The sequence below is a fragment of the Rhodomicrobium lacus genome (assembly GCF_003992725.1).
Classification (GTDB): Bacteria; Pseudomonadota; Alphaproteobacteria; order Rhizobiales; family Rhodomicrobiaceae; genus Rhodomicrobium; species Rhodomicrobium lacus.
This window is the reverse complement of record NZ_RZNF01000012.1, coordinates 1,561,284-1,586,751: the sequence shown is the minus strand read 5'-3', so window position 1 is coordinate 1,586,751 and position 25,468 is coordinate 1,561,284. Positions and strand designations below refer to the sequence as shown.

Sequence of the window (25,468 nt, the reverse complement as noted above, 5' to 3'; positions counted from 1 at the left end):
GGCGACGTCCGCACCTGACTTTTGACAGATTGATTTTGGCTTTGCCGGCGACGATCCAGGCCGACATGTCCACGGTTTCAACCGCTTCCGTTCGCTCCCCCTTCATCGCCGGACCCCTTTTTGTTAGCCGAACATTTACACAAGTTTCTGCGACCGCCAAGTGTTGAACTCTGTATGCGCCATGCTAAATGAGCGCGCCATTGCCCAAATGGCTAGCATCGCGGCGCGGCGAAGCCCGCGAAACCCGGGGGAGTTTTATTGCGTATGTCGAAATTCGGTTGGAGTGCGAGAATTGTCCGCGTGATGATTCCGCTCGGTCTTTCCATGGCGCTCGCTGGAGCGGCGTCGGCGGAAGACGAAAGCGAAAAGGCCAAGCTTTCGCAATGCGCGAAAGACTTGTGTTCGATCATCGTCTCGAAGGACGCGAACGGGCCGGATGTAACCTGCGACGTGACCAAGACGTGGCAGAAAGAAGAAATCCAGAAGGGCGCCGAACAGAAGAAGCTCTCCTGGGGCCAAGGCTCGGCGAAGTGCAGCGCGAAAGTCAGCGTGAAGCGCGCCGACATCGTCGCATCGCTCACGAAGCCGGAACACGAGCTGAAGGTCGAGAAGCAGGCCGTGTCCTGCGAGATCGGCGAAAGCAAATATCCTATCAGCGCCACACTTGCGCCCGAGCTGAAGTTCAAGGACGGAGCGACAACGAGCGCGGCGCTTCACATCAACGACATCCAGGGCGCGACCCTTATCAAGGGCGTGGTCTGGACTGCCGCGACGCTCGAACAGAATTTTGGCCTGTTCGAAAAGGATCTCGTGCGCGAGATCAACCGTTTCGTCTCGAAGGAATGCCCGAGGATCCTCGAAGCCAAATAAGCCAATGCGGCGCCATATCAGGAGATCGCAAAGCCGCGATCTCCGTCCCTGCGGCGATCCGGCGAGCTTGAGTCTCAAGCTACGCCCGGCAAGAGCATGCCCGGTTCGACAAGATCACGCCGCGCGCTGGCCAGCGGAAAGCGGCAAAGGCTAATCCTGGGTCCGGGAGAACTCAAATTCCCTTGCTGCGGCGCGCTTCACTGCGATGTCGCACGCTCCGCCTCGACCTCCCTGAGTGCCTGATCGATGACGTGCCTCCAGTGGAACAGGTCGATGCAGGCAGCGATGTAGCCGATTTTCTGAACCATCATCGCGACTCGCTCGTCCATATAGGCGGCACGAAGATACGCGTCGAACTCTGAGTCGACATCGGCGGAAACACGCAAGAGCGAATGAGACATGGCGACTGACGCAAAACGGATCCAATTCCCTGCGCAAAAGTCTACTCGTGCGTTCACATTTCCTCAAGCACAATCTTAGATTGCAGCCGCATTAATCTGACGATCACCTTCGGGCGTCACCGACTCCTTCAAAGACCACCGTCACAAGTCGTCCCACATCTCGCCGCCGATTTTCGGGTCGTGCACAATTGTCATTTCAGCCTCGTTTCAGCCAGGGATGCCCCGGACGAAACCCGCGCCTTGGCCGGCATCGAGATGATTAGCGATCGGAGCCGCGCCTTGATGGTCTGCAAAGGCTTCGCCTCTCGGAAAAGTGAAGGCGATAAAACCCTTTCAATCCTGCAACTTCATGATGGATGTGTGATAGGCCACCCCGGAATTGATCGAAATCAAGGCTGCCAAGCGGCAGCGTAGGAATTCTCGCAAAGATCGCAAACGTAGGCCCGCATTCGTCGGCTGACGGGGAGAACATCATGGAAGTTGCGAGCACTAAAACAGGAGGCGAAGCGCTTCTCGATTGGGGAGCGCTCGTCCTCACTCTCGGAGGGTTAGCCCTCGGCGTCTTTATAGCCCTTTTCTCGCCCGACAGCGTGATGCAGTTTCATGCCGTCGTCTTCGCGCTTTTTGCTCTGGCCGGAACCGTCTTCCTGGCGGGCAAGGCCTTTTCAGGCGCGGCGAGCCAACCGGCCGACTTCTATGCCGACAACGTCATCAAGGCGGCAACGATCGCGACGGTGTTCTGGGGCGTGGCGGGTTTCATGCTCGGCGACATGATCGCCTGGCAGCTCGCCTTCCCGGCGCTGAACTTCGACCTGCCCTGGACGAACTTCGGCCGCCTGCGCCCGGTTCACACCTCCGCGGTGATTTTCGCTTTCGGCGGCAACGCGCTGCTTGCCACCTCGATGTACGTGGTTCAGCGGACCTGCAAGGCGAAGCTCTTCGGCGGCTGGCTGCCCTGGTTCGTGTTCTGGGGTTACCAGCTGTTCCTGCTCATGGCGGCATCGGGCTACGTGCTCGGGATCACGCAGGGCAAGGAATACGCGGAACCGGAGTGGTATGTCGACCTGTGGCTCACCATCGTGTGGGTGGCGTATCTGCTCGTCTTCCTCGGCACGATCATGAAACGCCGGGAGCCGCACATCTACGTGGCGAACTGGTTCTACCTCGCCTTCATCGTCACCATCGCGATGCTGCACATCGTGAACAATCTCGCGGTGCCGGTGTCGTTCCTCGGAACGAAGAGCTATTCGGCCTTCTCCGGCGTGCAGGACGCCATGACGCAATGGTGGTACGGCCATAACGCGGTGGGCTTCTTCCTGACCGCGGGCTTCCTCGGCATGATGTATTACTTCGTGCCGAAGCGTGCCGAACGGCCCGTTTATTCCTACAAGCTTTCGATCGTTCACTTCTGGTCGCTGATCTTCCTCTATATATGGGCCGGTCCGCACCACCTCCACTACACGGCGCTGCCGGACTGGGCGCAGACGCTCGGCATGACCTTCTCGATCATGCTGTGGATGCCCTCGTGGGGCGGCATGATCAACGGCCTGATGACGCTGTCGGGCGCGTGGGACAAGCTGCGCACCGATCCGGTGATCCGTTTCCTCGTCGTGTCGGTCGCTTTCTATGGCATGTCGACTTTCGAAGGCCCGCTGATGGCCATCCGCTCCGTCAACTCGCTGTCGCACTACACCGACTGGACCGTCGGTCACGTGCATTCCGGCGCGCTCGGCTGGGTCGGCATGGTATCCTTTGGCGCGATCTACTGCCTCGTCCCGTGGCTTTGGAAGCGTCGGGGCCTGTATTCGCAGAGGCTCGTCGAGTGGCACTTCTGGGTCGCGACCATCGGCATCCTGCTTTACATCACCGCGATGTGGGTGTCCGGCATCATGCAGGGCCTGATGTGGCGGGCGACGGACTCGCTCGGTGTGCTGCAATACTCGTTCGTTGAAAGCGTCGAGGCGATGCACCCCTACTACATCATCCGCGCCACCGGCGGTCTCCTGTACCTCACCGGCGGTCTCATCATGGCCTACAATGTGTTCCGCACCATCCGCGGCGACGAACCGGTGGACGTGGCCGACCAGCCCAGGATCGCAGCCGCGCCTGAGCTTCGCAACCCGCAAACCGTTCCGGCCGTGTAGGAGGCGAACATGAAACTCAGTCACGCACCGTTCGAGAAATACTCTCTCGTTCTCCTCGTCGGCATTCTCTTCGTGGTCTCCATAGGCGGCCTCGTCGAGATCGCACCCCTGTTCTATCTGAAATCGACCATCGAAAAGGTGGAAGGGGTGCGGCCCTACTCGCCGCTCGAACTCAAGGGCCGCGACATCTACATCCGCGAGGGCTGCTACGCCTGCCACAGCCAGATGATCCGCACGCTCAAGGACGAACTGGAGCGCTACGGTCACTACAGCCTGGCGGCGGAAAGCATGTACGACCATCCCTTCCAGTGGGGCTCGAAGCGGACGGGGCCGGACCTCGCCCGCGTCGGCGGCAAATATTCGGACGAGTGGCATGTCTCGCACATGACCGCCCCTCGCTCGATCGTGCCGGAAAGCGTCATGCCGGGCTATCCCTTCCTCGGGAAACGCACGCTCGACTATAACGACATCGCTGAACGGCTGAAGACGCTTCGCGCAGTCGGCGTGCCCTACACCGACGAGCAGATCGAAAACGCGAAGCTCGACATCGTAGCGCAGACGAAACCCGACACTCCGGAAGGTGGCGCCGTTGCCGCGCGTTACCCGAAGGCCGTCGTCCGCAAGTTCGACGCCAAGCAGGGCGACGTGACGGAACTCGACGCGCTGATCGCGTACCTCCAGGTGCTCGGCACGCTCGTCGACTTCGCGAAGTACGATGCATCCGGCCCCAACCTGCGCTGAGGAGGAAAGAACATGACTTACGAAACCGTTCGATCCATCTCGGCAATGACGGGGCTCTTTGTCTTCGTGGCGCTCTTCATCGCCGTGCTGGCCTTCGTTTTCTGGCCCGGCAACCAGAAGAGTTTCGAAGAAGCGAGCCGAATTCCGCTGGATTCAGACGACTTTACCTCCGGGGGCACCAATGGCCGATAAGCACGAGCAAACCGTAGACCCCCACACCGGGACCGCCACGACGGGGCACGAGTGGGACGGCATCGCCGAACTCAACACACCACTGCCGCGCTGGTGGCTGTGGACGTTCTACGCCTGCATCATCTGGTCGTTCGCCTATTGGGTCGCCTACCCGACATGGCCGCTCGTGTCCGACTACACCAAGGGCATTCTCGGCTACAGCGAGCGCACGAACGTCACGGAAGCCCTTCAGGCCGTGCGCGATAGTCAGGCGAAGTTGAACGAGGCGATCGTCAAGGACAGCTTCGCCGACATCAAGGCCAACCCGCAGCTTCTGAATTTCGCAATGGCGGGCGGCAAGGTCGCTTTCGGCGACAATTGCGCGGCGTGTCACGGGCGCGGCGCGCAGGGCGCCGCAGGGTTCCCGAACCTGAACGACGACAACTGGCTGTGGGGCGGCACGTTCGACCAGATCCTTCAGACGATCCAGTACGGCATCCGCAGCGGACATCCCGAGGCACGCATTTCCCAGATGCCCGCTTTCGGGGTTGACGGTCTCCTGACGCCTTCCCAGATCGACGATACGGCAGAGTTTGTCCGCTCGCTCTCGAACCTGCCGCATGATGGCGCGGCTGCCGAGCGCGGGAAGGCGGTCTTCCAGGGCGACGGCGCTTGCGTCACCTGCCACGGCGACGACGGCAAGGGCAACCCGGAGGTCGGCGCGCCGAACCTCACGGCGAATATCTGGCTCTACGGCGGCACGAAAGAAGCCATCGTGACCCAGATCACCACGGGCCACGGCGGCGTCATGCCGGCATGGTCGGGGCGTCTCGATCCGGCGACCATCAAGAAGCTTGCCATCTACGTGCATTCGCTCGGTGGCGGGCAGTAACACCGTCCCCCGACCGCTGGCGAGGGACGCGGGCGGAGGCGAGCCGGAACACCCGGCGCGCCCTGCCCATTTTCTCCCAACGGGGGTTGGAGCTGAAGCGAGGTAGCAAGCCATGTGCTGCTGCGATTCGATTTACGCCCGTGCCCTTATTCTGGAGCACACCATGACCGACATCTCGACGTCCATCACTCCTGCTGCCAGCCCGACTCCGGGCAGGAAACGCGCCGAGGTGTCCCCCCCGACGCAGAGCACGTCCATGTACAAGGCGCGCGAGCCGATCTTTCCGAAGCTCGTGCACGGCAAGTTCCGCCGCATCAAGTGGATCTTCATGGCCGTATCGCTCGGCATCTATTACCTGCTGCCGTGGCTAAGGTGGGACCGCGGGCCGACGCTGCCCGATCAGGCGGTGCTACTCGATTTCGCCCATCAGCGGCTCTACATCTTCGGCCTCGAAATCTGGGCGCAGGAATTCTATTACGTCACGGGCCTCCTCATCATATCGGCGCTGCTGTTGTTTCTTGTGACGGCGCTGGCAGGGCGCGTCTGGTGCGGATACGCCTGCCCGCAGACGGTCTGGACCGATCTCATGATAGCGGTGGAGCGTATCTGGCAGGGCGACCGCAACGCGCGCATGAAGCTCGCAAAGGCGCCGTGGTCGCTCGACAAGACATGGCGGCTCGCGGGAACGCATGTATCCTGGCTTCTCATCGGCCTCGCCACCGGCGGCGCGCTCGTCTTCTATTTCGCCGATGCGCCGACGCTGTTCATGGAACTGGTGAGTTTCGAGGCTCCGGCGATCGCCTATATCTTCATCGGCATCTTTACCGCCACGACCTATGTGCTGGGCGGCTTATCGCGGGAGCAGGTCTGCACCTACATGTGCCCGTGGCCTCGCATTCAGGGCGCGATGTTCGACGCGGATTCGCTCCTCATCACCTATCGCGGCTTTCGCGGCGAGCCGCGCGGACCGCACAAGAAGGGCGACACATGGGAAGGGCGAGGCGACTGCATCGACTGCAATCAATGCGTGGTGGCGTGTCCTGCGGGCATCGACATCCGCAACGGCGCGCAGCTCGAATGCATCCAGTGCGCGCTTTGCATCGATGCCTGCGACGAGATCATGACCAAGGTCGGTCGCCCGACCAAGCTCATCGCCTACGACACCTACCGCAACCTTGAGGCGGAGGCGCACGGCAAACGCGCACCGATCCGCCTGATCCGCCCGCGCACGATCCTTTACGCCGGTCTGACAGCGCTCGTGGGTGGGCTGATGCTGTTCGGCCTGTCTCAGAAGACGATCTTCGAGATGAACGTCGTGCCGGATCGTAATCCGCTCTTCGTGCAACTCAGCGACGGCAGCATCCGCAACGGCTATGAGATACGCCTGCTCAACAAGCGGCGCGAAACGCGCAGCTTCGGCCTCTCCGTCAGCGTGCCCGAAGCGAAGATCAACGTCGTCGGCATCGACGGCGAAAACCCGCCTATCACGGTTGCGCCCGACGATTTGCGTTCGATCAAGGTCTATGTGAGCGTGCCACGGGAAAAAGCCGCCACGCTCGGCGCGACGACGCCCATAACCATTACCGCTCGTGACAGGGACGACGGGACCGAAACCGCTCGCGAGACGACATTCAAGGGGCCGGGACGATGAGCACAGCGACGACGGGCGAACGCGGCGGCCTCAAGGGCAAGCACGTCCTCCTTATACTTCTCGGGTTTTTCGGGGTGATGTCTTCGGTGAATGCCGTGTTCGTCTATATGGCGATCTCGACGAAGCCGGGCGAGGCGACCGGCGCGAGCTACGAAGCAGGCTTGCGCTATAATCAGACGCTGGCCGAGGCGAAGGCGCAGGCCGCTCTCGGCTGGCATCACAAGCTCGAGCTGCGCGGCGAGCGCCTTCTCGTCACCATGACAGACGCGAGCGGCGCCCCCGTCGCAGGGCTAGCCATCTCCGGCCATGTCGAGCGCCCGGCATCGAGCGAAAAGAGCCACGGCGCTTCTTTCAAGGAGATCGACGCCGGACTCTACGAAGCGGACATCAAGCACGTTGACACGGGCAAATGGATCCTGGCGTTCGACGCCGAGAAGCCGTGGGCAGGCGGCACGCCCGCAATCTACCGCGTGAAGGAAAGACTATGGCTCGAACCATCGCAGCAGACGCACTAGGCGTCGAGTTCAAGAACGCGCAGCCAGAGGCGGCTTCATCGCCCGAGAACATCCGCGCGCCTTCAGCATCCCGCACGATCACGCTCGCAGTTGAAGACATGCATTGCGGCGGCTGCATGCGGAAGGTCGAGACCGCGCTTCTCGGCGTCCCCGGCGTGGCTGCAGCCCGCGCCAACCTTTCGGCCCGCCGGGCAACCGTAATCTTCGACCGGGGCGCGGGCGTGGGCGCGGTCGCCCCCCTCGTCGACGCGCTGGATAAGGCAGGCTTCAAGGCCGCCGAACTCGCCCCCGAAACAGTCGACAATGAAAAGAACAATCCCGCGCGTCCCCTCCTCGCGCGGCTGGCGGTGGCAGGTTTCGCCGCCGCCAACATCATGCTGCTTTCGGTGTCGGTGTGGTCCGGCAAGGGAGGCGGCGCAGGCGATCCGACGCACGCGCTGTTTCATTGGCTCTCGGCCGTGATCGCGCTGCCGGTGGTGGCCTATGCGGGGCAGCCGTTCTTCAGTTCGGCCTGGGGTGTGCTCAAGCGCGGCCGCGTGAACATGGACGTGCCGATCTCGCTTGCGATCTGGCTGTCCGCCATCATGAGCCTCTACCAGACGTTCCGGGGCACCGATCAGGTCTATTTCGACGCCTGCGTCACGCTGCTGTTCTTCCTGCTTATCGGCCGCTACCTCGATCAGCGGGTGCGCGTCAAGGCGCGCGGCGCGGCGGAAAACCTGATCGGCCTTCAGTCCCGATGGGCGCATGTCATCGCGCAGGACGGCACCGTCGAGCGGCTGCCTTCGCGGCTTGTCGAGCCGGGCATGCGCATCGCGGTTGCAGCGGGCGAGCGCTTCCCCGCCGATGGCGTGATCGCAAGCGGCACGACGACGGTCGACGAAAGCCTCATCACGGGCGAGACGACGCCGCGCACGGCAGCCGTCGACGCGGTCGTTTATGCTGGCTCCGTCAATCTCGGCGGGCCGGTGGAGATGGAGGCACGCGCCGCCGAAAGCGACACGCTCCTTGCGCAGATCGGGCGGCTCATGGCGACGGCGGAGCAGGCGCGCGGGCGTTATGTGCGCCTCGCGGACCGTGCCGCACGGTTCTATGCGCCGATGGTGCACAGCCTCGCGCTGGCTTCGTTCATCGGCTGGATGATCGCGGGCGCGGGCTGGGAACACTCGCTCACCATCGCGATTGCGGTGCTCATCATCACCTGTCCCTGCGCGCTGGCGCTTGCGGTGCCCGCCGTTCAGGTCGCGGCGTCCGCGCGTCTCTTCGACAAGGGCATTCTGCTGAAGGCGCCGGACGGCCTCGAACGGCTCGCTGAAACCGATGTGGCCGTGTTTGACAAGACCGGCACGCTGACGGCGGGCATTCCTTCGCTCGCGAACGGCGACACGATCGACGACGCAACGCTCAAGGCCGCATCTGCGCTCGCCGCCGCAAGCCGTCATCCTTACGCGCAAGCCGTGGCGCAGGCGGCAAAGGCACGCTTCGGCGCCGTGTCGGCGGCAGGCGGCGTGGAAGAAAAGCCGGGCTTCGGGCTGCGTTGGGCGACCGATGGCGGCGAGGAACGGCTCGGCTCGGCCGCCTGGTGCGGCTTGGACGACGCGCAAGCGTCATCGGCATCACTCTGGTATACGCGGCCCGGCGCGGCGCCGGTGGCCTTCCGCTTCGAGGACAAACTTCGCGAGGACGCCGCCGTTACCGTGGATGCGCTCACCCGCGCGGGCTATCGCGTGGAGCTTTTGTCCGGCGACCGCATCGAAGCCGTCGCCTCCGCAGCCTCCGCCGCGCACATCGCGGACTGGCGCGCGGGGCTGAAGCCCGACGAAAAGATTGCGCGTCTCGACAAGCTGAAGGCTGAGGGGCATCGCGTGCTCATGGTCGGCGACGGCCTGAACGACGCGCCCGCACTCGCGGCCGCGCACGCTTCCGCCTCGCCATCGAGCGCAGCCGACATCAGCCAGACGGCCTCTGACGCTGTGTTTCAAGGCGCGAAGCTCTCGCCGGTAGTCGAACTGCTCGCCACGGCGAAGAAGGCGCGGCGCATGTCATTCCAGAACTTCGCCATCGCCTTCGGCTACAATATCGTGTTCGTGCCGCTGGCCATCGCGGGCTTCGTGAACCCGCTCGTCGCAGCCATTGCAATGTCGACATCGTCCATCCTCGTCACGCTGAACGCGGTTCGGCTGCGTACCGCGAAACTGGAGATCAAGGCATGACCTCGCTTGCGTGGCTGATCCCCATCGCCCTGTTTCTCGGCGCTCTTGGCCTTGGCGGGTTCATATGGGCGCTGAAGTCCGGCCAATATGAAGATCTCGACGGCGCCGCGTGGCGCGCGCTCGAAGACGATCCGCCGGAGAAGCCGCAGGCGGGCGTCTGAGCGGGAAGGGCGTTCCGATCGCGGCCTGATCCGGTCTCGGTGCATGCGGCTGTGGATTGCGGCGCATTCCCGCAGCCTCGAACCCCGAATTGGCGCAAGCTTCGCGCAGGTGATTCTGAGGGGTACGCGGATGGGTCGGGCGAAGGCGGCAGCCAGGAACTTCACCGTGGATATGTGGTGGACCGGCCTCAACGATGTCGAGGTCGGCCTTTTCGTGCATTCCCGGCATCGCGCCAAGTCGCGGCAATTCACGGCGGACAGCGATGTGATCGGCGAGGTGCTCGAAGGCGGCGAACGCGCTGGCCTGATCACCTATCGAGAGGGCCTGTGGAAATCCGAGGAGCCGGGCGCGAAACGGGTCGTGCTGAAGCTCTTCACTCCGTCGATGACGTGGCGCGGAAGCATCGACCTGCTGGTGGGGCGCAGCGTGCAGCTCTCGACGGGGGCGCGCGGCTTTCCGGTGACATCGTGGTCGCTCAACATCGACGGACACGACCAGATTGTGCAGGTGGAGCGCTCGGCGCGCAAATGGCCGGGCCTGCCGGAAGAGTTCTCGTTCTTTCTGATCGAAGGCGGCGAAGCGCGGTTTTACAGGCTGCGGCAGGACTGGATCAATTTCGGCGGCGACTACACGCTCTATGACCAGACAGGCGCGCGCATCGGTCATCTGAACGGCCATGTGTTCCACATGGCCGGGCGCTGGGATGTGACGCTCGACGGCGCGCCTTCCACGCTTCTGGTGACGACGCTTCAACTCATATGCGGCATGCTGAAGTTCAACGGCGCGGCACGCCGCCATGTCGGACGCGTGGTGAGAGGTGTTCGGCAGGGCGCCATTTCGCTCGCGATCGACAAGCAGGAAGCCGACCTTTACCTGAATCCGAGGCGGCCGCGCTGATCGCGGGACGGGGCGGCGCGTTTCGCCCGGCCGCGATCACGGTTCCCGCTTTCGTCGCCGCGAGAAAGCGGAGAAGGTGCGCACGGGTCGTGGCGATGCACCCTTCCGTCGGCGCGAACGACTTGCGCGCAACGTGCATGAAAATGGCGCTGCCGCGCCTTTTGGAGCGGGGTGCGATATTGTAGTCGAGCACGGCGACGAGATCGTAAAGCGAATCGTTTCGCCAAAGCCGCTCGGCGCTCGCCGGGTAAGGCATCGACACCCTGCGGTTGTAGTTGCGGTCTGTCGCCGCATCGCACCAGCCGTTGGTGATCGAATTGGCGCGAACCGGCACTCCAGCGAGCGGCCGGCGCAGTCTGTCGGGTCGATAATACACCGTCAAGATCCGCCATCGGCCCAACGGCGTGGCGCCGTCGCCCTCACGCTTCGTGGAGCGAATACCAGACTTCCCAAGCGCCACGGAAAACTGTAAATGACCGTATGTCATAATCCCCGACGTAGCGGCGTCCGATAGTGTTAGGACGCGCGCCAATGTGCGTTTTCGCGTTTTCCGGCGGGGCTTTTGCTGTACATTCGCCTTAGGCACCTAAGTCACCCTTTGCGTCGGCCAGTACCGTCGTTTAATTCAAACAGCGCGATCTTCCGCCCGGAGTTTAAAATGAGCAACACGCGCAATATCCTGGTTGTCGACGATGATCAAGACCTTGCGCTGTCGTTGATCGAGCAACTGGCGCTTCATGAAGAGTTCAATCCGCAGGTCGTGCACAGCGCCGCGCAAGCTTTCACAGCAGTCAAGGGTCAGCATACGGATCTCGTGATCCTCGACGTGGGGTTGCCCGATATGGACGGCCGCGAGGCGTGCCGCATCCTTCGCAAGAACGGATTCAAAAATCCGATCATCATGCTGACGGGGCACGACACCGATTCGGACACGATTCTCGGCCTCGAGTCCGGCGCGAACGACTATATCACCAAGCCTTTCCGCTTCGCGGTACTTCTGGCCCGCATCCGCGCGCAGCTTCGCCAGCATGAGCATAGCGAGGAGGCGGTGTTCACCATCGGCGAATATACCTTCCGCCCGTCGGCGAAACTGCTCGTCGACAAGAAGGGGGCGAAGGTGCGGCTGACCGAAAAGGAAACGTCTATCCTCAAGTATCTGTACCGCGCGGGCGAAAAGGTCATCTCGCGCGATGTGCTCCTGCATGAAGTCTGGGGCTACAATGCGGGCGTCACCACGCACACGCTGGAGACCCACATCTACCGCCTTCGGCAGAAGATTGAAAAAGACCCGTCGCGGGCCGAACTGCTGATCACCGAGGCAGGCGGCTACAAGCTTGTGCCGTAAGGCGCGGTTTCTCGACAGAGAAGACCCCTGTTTCGCGCCGCACCGCGAAGGGCTTCTGCATCAAAAACAACCTTGAGTTGCATAACCGAATCGCGCAATGTTCGGACCCGTTCGTATGGGTTGAAGGAGTTCGGCCACTCAAGCGATAGGTTCCTCAGCAATGCTCGATTCCAATGTCGAGCTTCTTCGAGCACTGCCGATTTTCAAAGGCCTTGGGGAGAAGCAACTCACCGCGATTCTGGAAGCCGGGAAGAAGGTGTATTTCGAGCCCGGGCAGCTTCTGACAAGGAAAGACGGCGCGGGAGACTGCGCTTATCTTGTTCTGTCCGGCTCAGTGCGTTGCGCGGGCTTTCCGGGGATGGGTATCCAGAGTGAGCCGATCGGGGCGGGCGCTTTGGTGGGCGAGATGGCGATGCTCGTGGAAACCGTCTATCCGCTCACCGTCGAGGCTTCGGAACGCGTGCGCGCGCTTGCATTGCGGCGCAGCCGGCTGACGCGCGTCATGCAGCGCGACCCGAGCATTGCGCGCCAATTGGCCGACAATCTCCTTCTCAGACTGCGATCTTTCGCGAAGGATCTGCGCGATTTCGAACTGCTGCTCGAAAAGAAGGACAGTGCTGCGCCTCTGCCGGGACCGGAGACGGTCGAAGCGGAGACGCAAACCGACGCTTTCACTAAAAGCGACCCGCGCCAACCCACTCGCCGATTTGGCGGCGAGAAGTAGGGTTTCGTTAATATCGTTGCGAACCGAGGCGAATCAAACAAAACTCTACCTCGGTAGTTGTAAACGTGTAGGAGAGTTGGCCGAATCAAAGAAACGGGTGGTTCTATGCTCGACCATAAAATCGAGCTTTTACAGCAGGTTCCCCTCTTCAGTGGGCTTTCTGAAGAGCTTCTTGAAGCGATTGCGGCTGTCGGCCAGAAGACATTCTTCGAGGCAGGCGCCGAGCTTATTACCGAAGGCCAGACCGGCAGCACCGCTTACCTGATCATGACCGGAAAGGCTGGTTGCCCTCGCATTGAGGGTGGCGAGCTTTACGTCGAGGATCTGTGGCCCGGCACGCTTGTCGGCGAACTCGGCATGCTGGTGGAAACCGTTCATAGCGTGACCGTGACGGCGCAGGAGCGTCTGCGGGCGCTGGCATTCTCCCGCGATGCTTTCCGCGCGACGATGGAGCAGCACCCCGAACTGGCGCAGCACATCTCCGAAAAGCTGCTCGTTCGACTGCACGGACTTGCGGCTGACATCCGGCGCGTGGACAGCAGGCTTGCCGAAGTCGAGAAAGCCGAAAAGGCTGCATGACGCCTCGATCGCGTCGCGCTACTCGGGCAGATGGAACGCGATGGCGATTTCGAGGACGCCCGCGATGCGGTGCGACGTCGACGCTTTGATGCAAGGGCCGAAAGCGCAGTTCGCCCATCCGCGCGCGTCGCGTCTCGTCCGCTTACCGCAAGATCTTGCGGCGATGATGCAGCAGATGCACCGCAAGAAAGGCGAGACCTGCGCCGCCGGCGATGGCATGCACACGGCGATTGAAACCAAGCGCCGCCACAGTCAAACCCGTGGTCGCCAGCATGCCGATCTTGGCGGCACGATTGATGTCCCGGCTGACCGCGGGAACCGCCCAGCGGTTGGCGTCGCGAGCTTGGGTTTCGCTATCGTCGTTGGCGCCATCATTCCCGTCGCGCTGTGGCACGGCTGACGCCTCTTCCTCACCGAGCAGCGGGGAAAGCCGGGCCAGCAACGATGAAGGCGGCAACCGAACGGGATCGTAAAACACCAGGAGGCTGCCCACCCTCGGGTTGGGTTCGAGACGCTCCACGCCCTCTATCGCTCCGACCGCCCGCACCAGGGCATCGAGCGCTGATTTGGCGCGCCATCGCGGGGAGCGCAGACGCAAGCGACCACGACAGTGGGAGGCGAGAGCGAAGCGGGGCACGGCTGGTCCTGCGAGAGAAGTGATCACATGCGGGCTTAAAACAAGCTATCGGGGCCGGTATGGCCGGTCAAGGCTACGGTGCTGTTCAGAAGGCCAAGCCGGACCGACCGCTTGCGGCCGATGGCCGATTACCGGGACGGAATGACTTCGACCAGCAGCTTGATCGCCGGCGCACCGGAGGCAGCCGCCACGCTCGCAAGTGTCTCGGCGGTCGAGGCCACTTTATAGCCGCGCTGGGTGAGGCTCGCCTTCAAAGCATCGGGCGTTGTCTTCAGCACGGGGGCGAGAGTGTCGAGCGGTGTCTGCACCATCAGCATGACGGCCGCTCGCGGCGAACCGGTCGGGCCCTTCATCGCTGCGGGAATTATGAAGGCCGCAGCGGCGGCGAGCGAGAGCACGAGCGGAATCACCATCGCGCCGCGCCGGAAATAGCCCTTCATCGCGCCCCAGTGCCGCGAAACATGCAACAGAAACGGCACGAACAAAAGCAGGCTCAGCCATTCATGCATGCTGTGAAAAAGGTTTGAGCCCAGGTGAAAAAACAACGCCACACCCGAAATCGCGGACACCGCGAAAAGGCCAAACGTGAAAGGCGTCGTCACGCGCCCGAGAAAACCATTCATGTCATGTTCCTTCAGCCGAAGCTGCCCCTCCGAGGAGGCGCCTTGCGGTTTCTTCATTCGATCCGACCGGGCGAGTTGTGGAAAGAAGCCCGCCGTCCTGAAGCTTGAACACGGCGGCGGCGCGAAAACCTGCGCAGCTTTCTGCGGCTGTTTCCTTCGGTCGTACGCCACGCCCGCGCGGACGGTCATTGCGCAGGATCTTTGCGCTTGCCGTGTCCAAGATGGTAAGCAGGCGCCAATGCGGGCCTTGCGCGACGAGGCGGAGGCGACCGCGTGTCTACCGGGGCAGTTGCATGGATGAAGCAAGAAACGCGCGCGAGGCCATTCGTGGTGTCGCCTCCCCATAAGGATGCGCACCCGGACGGAGCGGAAGTCCGTCGCGCCGTCGAGACCGACGATACCTATGACGATGCATGCGACAAAACCCTGATGCGAAGCGTGGCGCAGGGCGACGAGGCCGCTTTCCGTCGCCTTGCTGCCCGCCATGCCGCTCGAACGCTCGCGCTGGCGCGGCGCATGCTCGCGAACCCCGCCGATGCCGAGGAGATCACGCAGGAGGCGATGCTCCGTGTGTGGCTGAATGCGCCGCGCTGGCGCGCCGAGGCCGCTTTCAAGACGTGGCTTTATCGCGTGGTCGTCAATCTTTGCCTCAACAGGCAGCGGCAGAGAAGTTTCGCTCCGCTCGACGACGCGGCGGAGATACCGGACCCGCAGCCTTCGGCGGATGCGAACCTCGAAAGGCAGGAAGCCGATGCCACAATGGCGCGCGCGATTGCCGATCTGCCGGACCGACAGCGCGCCGCTATCGTGCTGACCTATTACGAAGACCTCAGCAATGCCGAGGCCGCTGCCGTGCTTGAGACGACGGTCTCAAGCGTGGAAGCGCTCCTCGTGCGTGCCAAGCGAACGCTGCGCGCCGTGCTTCGCGCGCAACATGATGACCTCACGTCAGGGAGCCACCCATGATCCGCGCCCGTTTTCAGGATCTCCTCGATAGTCACGGCAGCGATCTTTCCGGGTGGCCCGACACGGATCAAGGCGCCGCCGAGCGTCTCGTCGCCAGCGATGCGGAAGCGGCGGCTGCTCTGGCGGAAGCGCGCCGTCTCGACGGGCTCATCCGCGCAGGTCTCGCTGCCTCGCCATCCAAAACCGAGGGCGAGGTTATCGCTGCGCGGCTTCTCGCAGCGCTGCCCGACCCTCTCCCTGCTCAGATGCCCCCTTCAGCCGGGGCTTACGCCATCAGGCCGGCGACGGCGCGACGGCGCGACGAACCGGAAAGCCAGGCGCGCAACCGGCTTTTCTCACGCCCTGTTCTGCCTGGAGCTGCCGCGCTTTCGCTTGCGGCAGCCTGCGGCATCGCGCTCGGCATCTTCTGGGCACAGAAGATCACGCAGGACGAACAGACCACCGACACCATCGCCGCAATCTTTCAGTCCGAAACCGCGATTGGAACCTTCTGATGAGCGCGCAAGACACCATCGCCACAGAGAACAGGCCGCGTCGCCGACTGCTTTTCTGGTCGCTCGCCCTGAACATCTTTTTCATCTGCTGCGCAGCGGCGTTTTCGCTCACCGCATTGCTCAAACCGGCCTTTCACGGCGGCAGGGGTGGCCCGGCCGTTCAATTCGAGAGACTTGCGGCGCAGCTTCCGGCGCAAGATGCCGATCGCCTCAAGGCCGCGTACGCCGAGCGCGGCAGCGAGGTTGACGAGAAGCATGCCGCCGCTCACCGGGCGCGAGACGCGCTGCGCCTCGCTCTGCGCGCCGATCCCTATGATGGCGACGCAACACGGAAGGCCATGGCGGAAGCCCGGGACGCGCGTCGTCGGCTGGAGACGGTGATTGAGGATATTATTGCCTCGGCAGCGCTGGATATGTCGCTCGAAGGGCGCTTAAAGCTCGCGGATTGGAGGGCCGAGCCACCGCGCAGATAATGCGGCACCAAACATGGCCCCGACCCGTGAAGTAGACATTACGCTTCGACAAGCTGAAGCCTGTGAATCACCGCGTTTCGACGCGGAGCCTTTGCAGCAAATCCCTTATGGGATAATGCGCCCACGCTTTCGTCACGAAGTCGCGGTGATCCGTGCCCGGTTCGGTGGAGATGAACGTCACGCTTCCGCTGCGGAGCGGACCTTTCAGCTTGGTGTTCAGCGCCACGTCCTTGCCCTTCAGAATGTCGGCAAGCTCCGTGTTGCGCGCCCGCGTGGACGACGCGTAAGCGCTGAGGAAAAATGCCTTGTCGCGCGATGAAATCCAGTTCGCGAAGGTGTCCGTCTCGCCGTAAAGCGCGTCGAGCAGCACCACGCCGCGCAAGCGCTCGTCCGCGCCGCCGTGACGGATGCAGGAAGCCGCCGTTGCGTAACCGCCGCTATAGGCGACGATCACAATCGGCATGCGGTCGAAATAGGCCCTGGAGCGCGGATCGCCATGCAGCTTCGCGAGTTCGTCGCTTGCCTCGTCGAGGAAGCGGCGAAGGCCGCCGGGCTCCCAAAGCTTGCCCGCGCTCGAATCCGCCGCATCGGACGCGAGTTGCGGCGCGACGAGCACCGCATTGACGCCCGCCTCGGACACCTGCTCCGGCACGCGCTGCCGCTGGATCACGTCGCGCTGCAAGGTGGCGCCATGCCCGTGCAGGAACAGCACCATGAGCGCCGGGCGCCGGAGGTCGAAGCCGCGGGGTATGTGCAGCAAGGTGCGGCTATCGCTGTAGGTCTTGTCTTCCCAGTATACCGCCCCGCTCGACGTGCCGTGGCCGCGCCTGCCGCCGTCGTTCACATTGAGGAACGGGTGGCCCGTCATCGGATTGACGCCGCGATAGGGAAATGGCGCGTTTTGCAAGGGCACGAGCTTCGTGCGCGTCTGCCTGAGCGGCAGGAGCGGCGGTTCGGCTTTGATCGGCGAGCCTTTCTTCACCATCTTGACCGGCACGAGAAGCGAGGGAGCCTGTGCCTCGACCGGCATCGAAACCGCCATCATCGCAGGCATCTCGGCGGGAGCACGCCTTTCGACTGGCCGCTGTTCGGCGGACGCCGAGGCCAGGGCGATGGCAGACGGGGCCGTCGCGGCTTTCGGATTGTGCTGTTTGAGAACGCCCTGCTTGGCGGATCGGTTCAGGCGGTCGCCTGCGGCGGGGCTCGTCGCCGCCAACCCCGATGGAGGAAGCTCCATGCTCAGGGCCGACGCATCCGGGGTCTTCGCGAAGTCGACGGCGTCCGTTTCGGACCGGCAGCCAGCCGCCGCAAGGAAGAGTGCTGCGACAATCGGGAAACGCAGCCTCGAAAAAAACTCGACGGATACTCTCGACAGGACGGACACGGATACTCGCACGCTACCAACAAACATATTCGGCGGCTTGCACTCGCCACACGTGCGGAACGGGATAACCCGCAATCGTGACCATATCATGGGCCGCTTCCCGAGCTTAGCCGAAAGGACTTTCTAAATGCCTTTCCCGCTAGAGTACAATCCGCTTGAACGCGCAGCCCAAGTTGCCATGACGCAACTACCGGAGTGTTAACCTTCCCGGTGGAATTGTTGAAATCGTCTTTAATTGATATGAGCAGGGTATGAGTGATGCATCGGTTCACGCGCAGGATACTGGCGCGCCTTCGTCCGGGGGCAAATTCGGGTCGGTGGACCTGCCCAAGGTATCCATTGTAACGGCAACTGCGCTCGCAGTCGCCGACATGATCGGCACGGGCGTCTTTACAAGCCTCGGCTTCCAGGTCCGCGACATCCCTTCAGGCTTCTCGCTGCTCATGCTGTGGGTCGTCGGCGGCCTGGTGGCACTTTGCGGTGCATTGTCATATGCAGAGCTTGCAGCAGCCTTTCCGCGCTCCGGCGGCGAATACAATTTCCTGTCGCGCACGTTCCGCCCCGCCGTCGGCTTCATGGCCGGATGGATTTCCGCCACCGTCGGCTTCGCCGCGCCGGTTGCGCTCGCGGCCATGGCGTTCGGCCAGTATTTCGCGGGGGTTTTCCCCGGCGCGCCGGTCCTGACGCTTGGCGTCGCTCTGGTGATCACCGTATCGATCGTGCATCTGATGGGCGTGAGGACGGGAAGCGTGCTTCAGAACATATCGACCTTCATCAAGCTCGGCCTCATCGTCGGCTTCATCGCGGCCGGCTTCATATGGGGCGAGCCACAGCCCATTTCCTTCGCGCCGTCCGGGGCCGATTTCGGGTACTTGACGAGCGCGCCCTTCGCCATCAGCCTCGTTTTCGTTCTCTATGCCTATTCGGGCTGGAATGCCGCAACTTACATCTCGAGCGAGATCAAGGAGCCGGAAAAGACCCTTCCGCGCGCGCTTCTTTATGGGGTGCTGATCGTGACCGCGCTCTACGTCGCCCTCAATGCCGTGTTCCTCTACACGACGCCGATCGGCGAACTCGCCGGCCAGATCGAAGTCGGCTTGATCGCCGGGCGGCACATCTTCGGCGAAACGGGAGGCCAGATCGTCGCCGCGCTCATCTGCCTGGGACTGATCTCGGCGGTCAGCGCCATGACGTGGATCGGGCCTCGCGTGGCGCAGGCCATGGGCGAAGACAATCCGATGCTCGCTGTGTTCGCTAAAACGTCGAGCAAGGGCGTGCCGGTCAATGCCATCGTGTTCCAGCTTGTCGTCGCGGCGGCGCTGCTGTTGACGCAGAGTTTCGAGACGGTGCTCGAATTCATCCAGTTCGCGCTCACGCTCTGCTCTTTCCTGACAGTCCTGGGCGTCATCGTGCTGCGCGTGCGCCGCCCGGACCTGCCGCGTCCCTACAAGGCCTGGGCCTATCCTCTGACGCCCGTCTTCTTCCTCGGGGTGACGGGGTTCGTGCTTGTCCACCTTCTCATCGAGCGGCCCGGACAGTCGCTCGCGAGCCTCGGTCTCATGATCACGGGGCTTCTTCTCTACGCAGTTTCGGCAAAGTTCAGCGCGGCTCTCAGCAAGGGAATAGCTTGACCATGATATTCCGTTTCCCCGTCAGATCCTTCCTCGCCGGCATTGCATTGTTGACAGCCCTGCCCGGCGCTCTCATGGCCGCCGACGGTCAGGCGCAGACCGATATCGCGCGCGTGCTCGCCGGTATCCAGCCGTCGGAAAATTCGCCGCTTCAGGCCGTGGCGAAGGATGCCGCGTTCAAGAAACATCAGGCTTTCATGGACACGAGCTGGAAACAGCTCGAAGACAAGCAGCTCTCGAAAGTGCGTGGCTGGTCTTCCGATAACGTGAAGCAGCAGGAGCCGACACTCTATTACCTGTTCTCCGGCCCCGACTATCTTTACGCCAATGCGTTTTTTCCCAAGGCAAAGACCATCATCATGGCAGGGCTTGAGCCCTCGGGTTCGATCCCGGAGCTTTCCGACCTGACCGTCAGGACGGCGAATAACGAACTGAACGGCACCCGCGCCGCGCTCGGCAACCTCCTGAAGCACAGCTACTTCATCACGAGCGAGATGGGCCATCAGCTTTCGCGCCGCAAGCTGTCGGGTACGCTGCCGATCATCTATGTATTCGCCGCCCGCTCCGGCAAGGAGATCAAGGATGTGAGCCTTGTCGCGCTCGACCGCGAAGGCAAGCTGCACGCGGCCGACGAGCCGGGCATCGACTCCGCCGCCAAGGGCGCGAAGATCGTGCTCGCGGGCGCGGATGGCGAAGAGCAGACGATCTACTATTTCAAGACCGACCTTTCCAACAAGGGTGTGCAGGCAAGCGGCTTCCTGAAATTTCTCGAAGGCTACGGCCAGGGCGACGCCTTCATCAAAAGCGCGTCCTACCTGCTGCATAATCCCGGCTTCTCCGACGTGCGCGACTTTCTCCTGAAGCATTCGGCAGCGCTCGTGCAGGACGACACCGGCATCCCGGTGAAGTATCTCGACGCAAACTGGCAGCTTCAGCCGTTCGGCACCTATCTGGCGCCCATCGCGCAGTTCCGCCACGCGCAGCAGCCGAAGCTCGTCGACCTTTTCAAGAAGGAAAGCAAGGGACCGCTCGGCTTCACGGTCGGCTATCGCTGGGGCAAGCCGTCGAACCTGTTGCTGGCGGTGAAGGCGCCGCCGCGCTCCTGATCGGCGTGCGGCAGCGGAACGCCCCCAAATCGAACTGTCTTCAAGGCGACGCCGCTCTTCCGGGGCGGCGTTTTTTTATTCGCCTTTCGGTTTAGCTAGCGTCCCATGCGTTGCGCGAATGACTGTTATGCAATAATTTAGTTTCGTCGCAACGAGCGGAGCCAGAATGACGGCACGGCGATTTCGCAAGCTTCTGATCGCGAACCGCGGTGAGATCGCCTGCCGGGTCGTGCGCACGGCGCGCGCGATGGGGTATCGGACGGTGGCTGTCTTCTCCGACGCGGACGCCGACGCACTGCACACCCGCGCAGCCGACGAAGCCGTTCGCATCGGCCCACCGCCACCGCGCGAAAGCTACCTCGACATCGACCGCATCCTCGACGCCGCGACGAAGACCGGCGCGGAAGCAATCCATCCAGGCTACGGATTCCTTGCCGAAAACGCCGACTTCGCGGAGGCGTGCGAAGCGGCGGGGCTGGTGTTCGTCGGGCCGCCTGCGCATGTCATCCGCTCCATGGGCGACAAGGCGGCTGCGAAAACCATCGCGGAGGCGGCGGGTCTGCCGTGCGTTCCGGGCTATCGCGGCGGGGATCAGGCCGACGGACGCCTCACCGCCGAGGCGACCGCCATCGGCTTTCCTCTGCTGGTGAAGGCCGTCGCGGGAGGCGGCGGGCGCGGCATCCGCGCGGTCCATGCGGCGGCGGAATTGCCGGACGCGCTTCAAGCGGCACGGCGGGAGGCGAAGGCCGCGTTCGGCGACGACCGGCTGATGCTGGAAAAGCTGATCGAGCACCCTCGCCATCTCGAAGTGCAGATCTTCGGCGACGATCACGGCAATGTCGTTCATCTCTTCGAGCGCGACTGCTCCACGCAGCGGAGGCGGCAGAAGATCGTCGAGGAGGCGCCGAGCCCCGTGCTCACGCCCGCGCATCGCGAGCGGCTGACGGGCTATGCGGTCGCGCTGGCGAAAGCGGCGGGCTACCGCAACGCCGGCACGGTGGAGTTCATCGCAGACGCAGAGCGGAATTTCTATTTCCTCGAAATGAACACGCGCCTCCAGGTGGAGCATCCCGTCACGGAAATGGTGACCGGCGTCGATCTGGTGGACTGGCAACTCAGGATCGCCGCCGGGGAGCCGCTCCCGCTCCGCCAGAGGGAAATCGCGATCCGCGGACACGCCATCGAGGCGCGGCTCTGCGCCGAAGACCCTTATGACGGGTTTCGCCCGCAAACCGGCATAGTGGCCCACTTCGCGCCGCAGGAAGGCGGCTCCATTCGCTTCGATACCGGCGTCGAGACGGGGAGCGAGGTTTCGCCGTGGTACGATTCGATGGTGGCTAAGGCCATCGCGAAGGGGCGAGATCGCACCGAAGCGGCGCGCAGGCTCGCCTCGGCGCTGGAGGATGTCCCGCTGCTCGGCCTTCTCAACAACCGTGGATTCCTGATCGCGCTCCTGCGCAGCGAGGCGTTCGAGCGCGCAGAAATCGCCACGACGACGCTCGACGACTGGACGCATGCGGCGGCGGGCGATGAAGCGTCGCCATTCGCGCAGGCTCGCCCCGCACCGTTGCACTGGGCGCTCGCCGCCGCGCTTCATGCCGAGGGCAGCGGCGGCGCGGGCGAATGGTTCTGGTCCGGCAGCGCCTTCGATTTTTCGCTCACCCTCACTTGCGGCGTCGAAACGAAGCGCCTCACCTATACGCGTCCGCGCTCCGGCCCGATGGCGGTTGCGGTCGGCGGCGATCGGCTCGACATCGCGCTGATCGAGAACGCTCCCCCCCGTATCGTTTTCGAGGCGGACGGCGTCCGGCGGCGCGCAACGGCGGCATGGGGCAACGCAAAGCTTCATCTCGCCATCGCCGGCGCAGCCTTCGCCTTCGCGGAGCCGGACCACGCCCGAGCGGACGACGTGGCGGACGCGGGGCGCATCGCCGCTCCCGTCGCGGGCCTGCTCGTGAAGGTGCTGGCCCAACCGGGGCAGGCCGTGGCGGCGGGCGAGACGCTGGCGCTCATCGAAGCCATGAAGATGGAAACGCGCGTAACAGCGCTCGCACCGGGCCGCATCGCGGCGGTGCATGCCGGCGCGGGCTCGCAGGTGGCAAGCGGCGCACTGTTGTTTGAAATAGAAACGGAGGATGCGCCCGCAGATGTCCGATAAAGCCATCCTCACCTGCGCGCTGAACGGCGTGCTCACCGACCCGCGCCAGCATCCGATGATTCCGGTGACGCCGGAGCAGATGGCTGTCTCCGCTCGTGAAGCCTGGAACGCGGGCGCGGCTATCGTGCATATCCACTTCCGCGCGCAAGGCGAGGGCCTCGGCCACCTGCCGACCTGGGAGCCGGCGGTCGCTGCGGCTGCCGTCGATGCGATCCGCGCGGCGTGCCCCGGCATCGTCATCAACCAGACGACGGGCACGGTCGGCCCCGACATTTCCGGCCCGGTCGCCTGCATCAAGCGCACGCGGCCCGAAATCGCGGCCTGCAACGCGGGCAGCCTCAACTATCTCAAGCTTCGCTCAGACGGGCGCTGGGCATGGCCGCCGCTGCTGTTCGACAACCCGGTGTCGAAGGTGCAGGGCTTTCTCCTCGCAATGGCGGAAGCGGGCTCGCTGCCGGAGTTCGAATGCTTCGATGTCGGCATCGTGCGTTCGGTCGGCCTTTACGTCGAGAACGGGATGGCGAAGACCGCGCAGTACAATTTTGTGATGGGCGTCGCCTCGGGCATGCCGGTTGACGCCGACCTGCTCGCGCTGCTGCTGAAATATCGCCGCGACGGGGCGCTCTGGCAGACGACGCTCATCGGCCGCACCGAAATCTGGCCCGTTCATCAGCGCGCGGCGGAACTCGGGGGCATGCTGCGCACCGGCCTCGAAGACACATTCTACCTGCCGAACGGCGATAAGGCGAAAAGCAACGGCGCGCTGATTGAGGCGCTGGCCAAATGTGCCACGAGTGCGGGGCGCGAAATCGCCTCGCCCGAAGAAGCCAGAACAATGATGAGCCTGGGAGGATCGCATCATGAGGAGGCAGGAACCGGCGCCGCTTGAGGATGAGCCTTTCGTTTCTCCGCCCCGGCGCTTCCTCGAAACGGCGGCGCGGCGCGGCGATGCGCCCGCCTATTACGTGCGGGATGCGGAGAGCTGGACGCCGACGCCATGGAATATCTTCCGCGACGAGGTGCGTCGCGCGGCGCGGGCGCTGGTCGCGCTCGGCGTGAAGCCGGGCGATGCGGTCGGCATCATCGGCTACAATCGTCCCGAATGGATTATCATGGACGTCGCAGCCATGATGGTCGGGGCGAATGTCGCGGGCATCTACTTCACGGCGTCGGCGCAGGACGCGGCCTACATCATCGAGCATTCGGAATGTGCAGTCGTGCTTGCCGAGAAGGATGAGCACTTCCGCCGCATCGCGAGCCAGCGCGAAGGATTGAGCCATCTCCGGCACGTGGTCATGATGCGCGGCGCGGATGCGGCGGACCCGCTGCAAATGACGTGGGACGCGTTCATGGCGAAGGGCGATGACCGTTTCGACGCGGAGGTCGAGCGGCGCTTGCAGGCGATCCAGCCGAAAGATGTAGGCTGTCTCATCTACACCTCCGGCACGACCGGCCCGCCGAAGGCCGTGCAGATCAGCCACGACGCGCTCGCGAAGACGGCGGCGCTCGTGCTGAAGCTGTTCGACGTCACCGGCGGCGACCGCACGATTTCGTATCTGTCGCTCGCGCACATCGCCGAACGCATTCTCACGATCCATTTCCAGATCATGGTCGGCAATGCCGTCTACTTCGCGCGCGACGTTTCGAGCCTCGGCGAGCATCTGCCGGAGGTGCGGCCGGACTTCTTTTTCGGCGTGCCGCGCGTTTACGAGAAACTTGCCAGCGCCGTGCAAGGCAAGCTCGCGGCTGCTAGGGGACCGAAGGCGATGATTGCGCGGTGGGCGCTTGGCGTCGGTCGGGAATGGCACCGCAAGGAACAAGCGGGCGAACCCATCGGCCTGAAAACCGCGCTGGCCAAAGCCGTGGCATCGCGGCTTTTCCATCGGAAGGCGAAGCGCCTCATCGGCCTCGACCGCGCGAAGCATCTCGGTGTCGGCGCCGCGCCGATCCCGGAGGAAACGCTGCGCTTCCTGACCGGCCTCGACTTACCCGTGCGCGAACTCTGGGGACTGTCGGAAAGCGCGGGCGTCGGCACCACGAACCTGAAGGGCGCGACAAAAATCGGATCGGTCGGCAAACCCTATCCCGGCCTCGACCTCAAGATCGACCGCGACGGCGAAATCCTGATACGCGGGCCGTATATGTTCACGGGCTACGCCAAAGACCCCGAAGCGACCGCGCGCACTTTCACGGAGGGATGGCTGCGCACCGGCGATCTCGGCCGCGTGGATCTGGACGGCTACGTTTATATTACGGGCCGGAAGAAGGACATCATCATCACATCCGGCGGCAAGAACGTCGCGCCCGCCAACCTTGAAATGGAACTCGTGGCGCTTCCGCTGGTCGAACACGCCATCGTTTGCGGCGAGCGGCGTCCCTATCTCGGCGCGCTGATCACGCTCGACAAGGCGGTTGCCGAGCGGTTCGCGAGCGAGCGCGGAATGGCCGACGGCCCGGCGCTGATGGAGGCAATCCGCGAGGAGATTCAGGAGGGCATCCACGCGATCAACGCCAGGCACTCCCGCGTGGAGAATATCCGCCGCTTCGCCATCGTGCCGGAGCCGCTGTCCATCGAGAACGGCGATCTCACGCCCACGCTCAAGGTGAAGCGGCAAGCAGTGATCACGCGGTTGACGCCGGTGGTGGACGGCCTCTATCGCGAAAACGAGAAGGTTTGAACGCCGCCCCAGT

The 25,468-nt window shown here is 63.5% G+C and carries 25 protein-coding genes and 1 pseudogene; 21 read left to right on the top strand and 5 right to left on the bottom strand.

Annotated elements, in window-relative coordinates:
- Positions 1-300: 300 nt before the first annotated feature.
- Positions 301-870, top strand: a complete 570-nt coding sequence (locus EK416_RS16670; protein WP_127079480.1) for a hypothetical protein — start codon at positions 301-303, stop codon at positions 868-870.
- Between the two features lie 197 nt (positions 871-1,067).
- Here the strand turns inward: EK416_RS16670 and EK416_RS16665 are convergent, their stop codons facing one another.
- Positions 1,068-1,271, bottom strand: coding sequence for a hypothetical protein (locus EK416_RS16665; protein WP_127079478.1), 204 nt, complete (start codon positions 1,269-1,271; stop codon positions 1,068-1,070).
- A 473-nt stretch (positions 1,272-1,744) separates the two neighbouring features.
- Here EK416_RS16665 and ccoN point away from each other — a divergent pair, with 473 nt between their 5' ends.
- The 9 genes from ccoN (at position 1,745) to EK416_RS16620 (ending at position 10,657) form a co-directional block, all read left to right on the top strand.
- The gene (gene ccoN / locus EK416_RS16660; protein WP_127079476.1) at positions 1,745-3,415 is read left to right on the top strand and encodes a cytochrome-c oxidase, cbb3-type subunit I; all 1,671 of its coding nucleotides are present in this window, start codon (positions 1,745-1,747) and stop codon (positions 3,413-3,415) included.
- Between the two features lie 9 nt (positions 3,416-3,424).
- Positions 3,425-4,156, top strand: a complete 732-nt coding sequence (gene ccoO, locus EK416_RS16655) for a cytochrome-c oxidase, cbb3-type subunit II (RefSeq protein WP_127079474.1) — start codon at positions 3,425-3,427, stop codon at positions 4,154-4,156.
- 12 nt (positions 4,157-4,168) lie between these two features.
- Positions 4,169-4,348 (top strand): cbb3-type cytochrome c oxidase subunit 3, encoded by a 180-nt coding sequence (locus tag EK416_RS16650; protein ID WP_127079472.1) that lies wholly within the window; start codon positions 4,169-4,171, stop codon positions 4,346-4,348.
- Positions 4,338-5,219: a cytochrome-c oxidase, cbb3-type subunit III gene (gene ccoP, locus EK416_RS16645; RefSeq protein WP_127079470.1), complete on the top strand. Its 882-nt coding sequence runs from the start codon at positions 4,338-4,340 to the stop codon at positions 5,217-5,219. The genes EK416_RS16650 and ccoP overlap by 11 nt, the downstream gene beginning before the upstream one ends.
- A 163-nt stretch (positions 5,220-5,382) precedes the next feature.
- Positions 5,383-6,870, top strand: coding sequence for a cytochrome c oxidase accessory protein CcoG (gene ccoG / locus EK416_RS16640; protein WP_245434087.1), 1,488 nt, complete (start codon positions 5,383-5,385; stop codon positions 6,868-6,870).
- Positions 6,867-7,385 carry a FixH family protein gene (locus EK416_RS16635; RefSeq protein ID WP_127079466.1) on the top strand — a complete coding sequence of 173 codons (519 nt, stop codon included), beginning with the start codon at positions 6,867-6,869 and terminating at the stop codon, positions 7,383-7,385. Before ccoG ends, EK416_RS16635 begins: the two co-directional genes overlap by 4 nt.
- Positions 7,355-9,598 (top strand): heavy metal translocating P-type ATPase, encoded by a 2,244-nt coding sequence (locus EK416_RS16630; RefSeq protein WP_127079464.1) that lies wholly within the window; start codon positions 7,355-7,357, stop codon positions 9,596-9,598. The genes EK416_RS16635 and EK416_RS16630 overlap by 31 nt, the downstream gene beginning before the upstream one ends.
- Positions 9,595-9,759, top strand: coding sequence for a cbb3-type cytochrome oxidase assembly protein CcoS (ccoS, locus tag EK416_RS16625; RefSeq protein ID WP_127079462.1), 165 nt, complete (start codon positions 9,595-9,597; stop codon positions 9,757-9,759). Before EK416_RS16630 ends, ccoS begins: the two co-directional genes overlap by 4 nt.
- A gap of 130 nt (positions 9,760-9,889) precedes the next feature.
- Entirely contained in the window at positions 9,890-10,657 is a 768-nt protein-coding gene (locus tag EK416_RS16620; protein ID WP_127079460.1) for a hypothetical protein, read from the top strand.
- A 49-nt stretch (positions 10,658-10,706) separates the two neighbouring features.
- Here EK416_RS16620 and EK416_RS18045 read toward each other — a convergent pair.
- Positions 10,707-11,144 (bottom strand): annotated as a pseudogene (locus EK416_RS18045) (L,D-transpeptidase family protein); the annotation flags it as partial.
- A gap of 171 nt (positions 11,145-11,315) precedes the next feature.
- On the opposite strand from EK416_RS18045, the gene EK416_RS16610 reads away from it, so the two are divergent.
- The 3 genes from EK416_RS16610 (at position 11,316) to EK416_RS16600 (ending at position 13,305) form a co-directional block, all read left to right on the top strand.
- Complete coding sequence (locus tag EK416_RS16610; RefSeq protein ID WP_127079456.1) at positions 11,316-12,002, top strand: response regulator transcription factor; 687 nt, start codon at positions 11,316-11,318, stop codon at positions 12,000-12,002.
- A 160-nt stretch (positions 12,003-12,162) separates the two neighbouring features.
- Complete coding sequence (locus tag EK416_RS16605) at positions 12,163-12,726, top strand: cyclic nucleotide-binding domain-containing protein (RefSeq protein ID WP_127079454.1); 564 nt, start codon at positions 12,163-12,165, stop codon at positions 12,724-12,726.
- Between the two features lie 105 nt (positions 12,727-12,831).
- A complete protein-coding gene (locus tag EK416_RS16600; RefSeq protein ID WP_127079452.1) occupies positions 12,832-13,305 on the top strand; it encodes a cyclic nucleotide-binding domain-containing protein in 474 nt (157 codons plus the stop codon).
- A 142-nt stretch (positions 13,306-13,447) separates the two neighbouring features.
- Here the strand turns inward: EK416_RS16600 and EK416_RS16595 are convergent, their stop codons facing one another.
- Both EK416_RS16595 and EK416_RS16590 read right to left on the bottom strand, forming a co-directional pair.
- Positions 13,448-13,942 carry an HMA2 domain-containing protein gene (locus EK416_RS16595; protein WP_245434086.1) on the bottom strand — a complete coding sequence of 165 codons (495 nt, stop codon included), beginning with the start codon at positions 13,940-13,942 and terminating at the stop codon, positions 13,448-13,450.
- Positions 13,943-14,070: 128 nt separating this feature from the next.
- Positions 14,071-14,565, bottom strand: coding sequence for a DUF4405 domain-containing protein (locus tag EK416_RS16590; protein WP_127079448.1), 495 nt, complete (start codon positions 14,563-14,565; stop codon positions 14,071-14,073).
- Positions 14,566-14,862: 297 nt separating this feature from the next.
- Here EK416_RS16590 and EK416_RS16585 point away from each other — a divergent pair, with 297 nt between their 5' ends.
- Genes EK416_RS16585 through EK416_RS16575 form a run of 3 tightly spaced genes read left to right on the top strand, consistent with a single transcriptional unit; the run spans position 14,863 to position 16,498 of the window.
- Positions 14,863-15,531: an RNA polymerase sigma factor gene (locus EK416_RS16585; RefSeq protein ID WP_245434085.1), complete on the top strand. Its 669-nt coding sequence runs from the start codon at positions 14,863-14,865 to the stop codon at positions 15,529-15,531.
- Complete coding sequence (locus EK416_RS16580; protein WP_127079444.1) at positions 15,528-16,025, top strand: hypothetical protein; 498 nt, start codon at positions 15,528-15,530, stop codon at positions 16,023-16,025. Before EK416_RS16585 ends, EK416_RS16580 begins: the two co-directional genes overlap by 4 nt.
- The gene (locus EK416_RS16575; protein ID WP_127079442.1) at positions 16,025-16,498 is read left to right on the top strand and encodes a periplasmic heavy metal sensor; all 474 of its coding nucleotides are present in this window, start codon (positions 16,025-16,027) and stop codon (positions 16,496-16,498) included. The genes EK416_RS16580 and EK416_RS16575 overlap by 1 nt, the downstream gene beginning before the upstream one ends.
- A 67-nt stretch (positions 16,499-16,565) precedes the next feature.
- On the opposite strand, the gene EK416_RS16570 is transcribed toward EK416_RS16575, so the two are convergent.
- Positions 16,566-17,882: an alpha/beta hydrolase gene (locus tag EK416_RS16570; RefSeq protein WP_127079440.1), complete on the bottom strand. Its 1,317-nt coding sequence runs from the start codon at positions 17,880-17,882 to the stop codon at positions 16,566-16,568.
- Between the two features lie 251 nt (positions 17,883-18,133).
- Between EK416_RS16570 and EK416_RS16565 the strand changes: the two genes are divergently transcribed.
- The 5 genes from EK416_RS16565 (at position 18,134) to EK416_RS16545 (ending at position 25,455) form a co-directional block, all read left to right on the top strand.
- Complete coding sequence (locus tag EK416_RS16565; RefSeq protein ID WP_127079438.1) at positions 18,134-19,513, top strand: APC family permease; 1,380 nt, start codon at positions 18,134-18,136, stop codon at positions 19,511-19,513.
- Between the two features lie 2 nt (positions 19,514-19,515).
- Entirely contained in the window at positions 19,516-20,619 is a 1,104-nt protein-coding gene (locus EK416_RS16560; RefSeq protein WP_127079436.1) for a hypothetical protein, read from the top strand.
- A gap of 166 nt (positions 20,620-20,785) precedes the next feature.
- Positions 20,786-22,777, top strand: coding sequence for an acetyl/propionyl/methylcrotonyl-CoA carboxylase subunit alpha (locus tag EK416_RS16555; RefSeq protein ID WP_127079434.1), 1,992 nt, complete (start codon positions 20,786-20,788; stop codon positions 22,775-22,777).
- Complete coding sequence (locus tag EK416_RS16550; protein ID WP_127079432.1) at positions 22,767-23,666, top strand: beta-keto acid cleavage family enzyme; 900 nt, start codon at positions 22,767-22,769, stop codon at positions 23,664-23,666. The genes EK416_RS16555 and EK416_RS16550 overlap by 11 nt, the downstream gene beginning before the upstream one ends.
- A complete protein-coding gene (locus EK416_RS16545) occupies positions 23,638-25,455 on the top strand; it encodes an AMP-dependent synthetase/ligase (RefSeq protein ID WP_127079430.1) in 1,818 nt (605 codons plus the stop codon). The genes EK416_RS16550 and EK416_RS16545 overlap by 29 nt, the downstream gene beginning before the upstream one ends.
- Positions 25,456-25,468 lie beyond the last annotated feature (13 nt).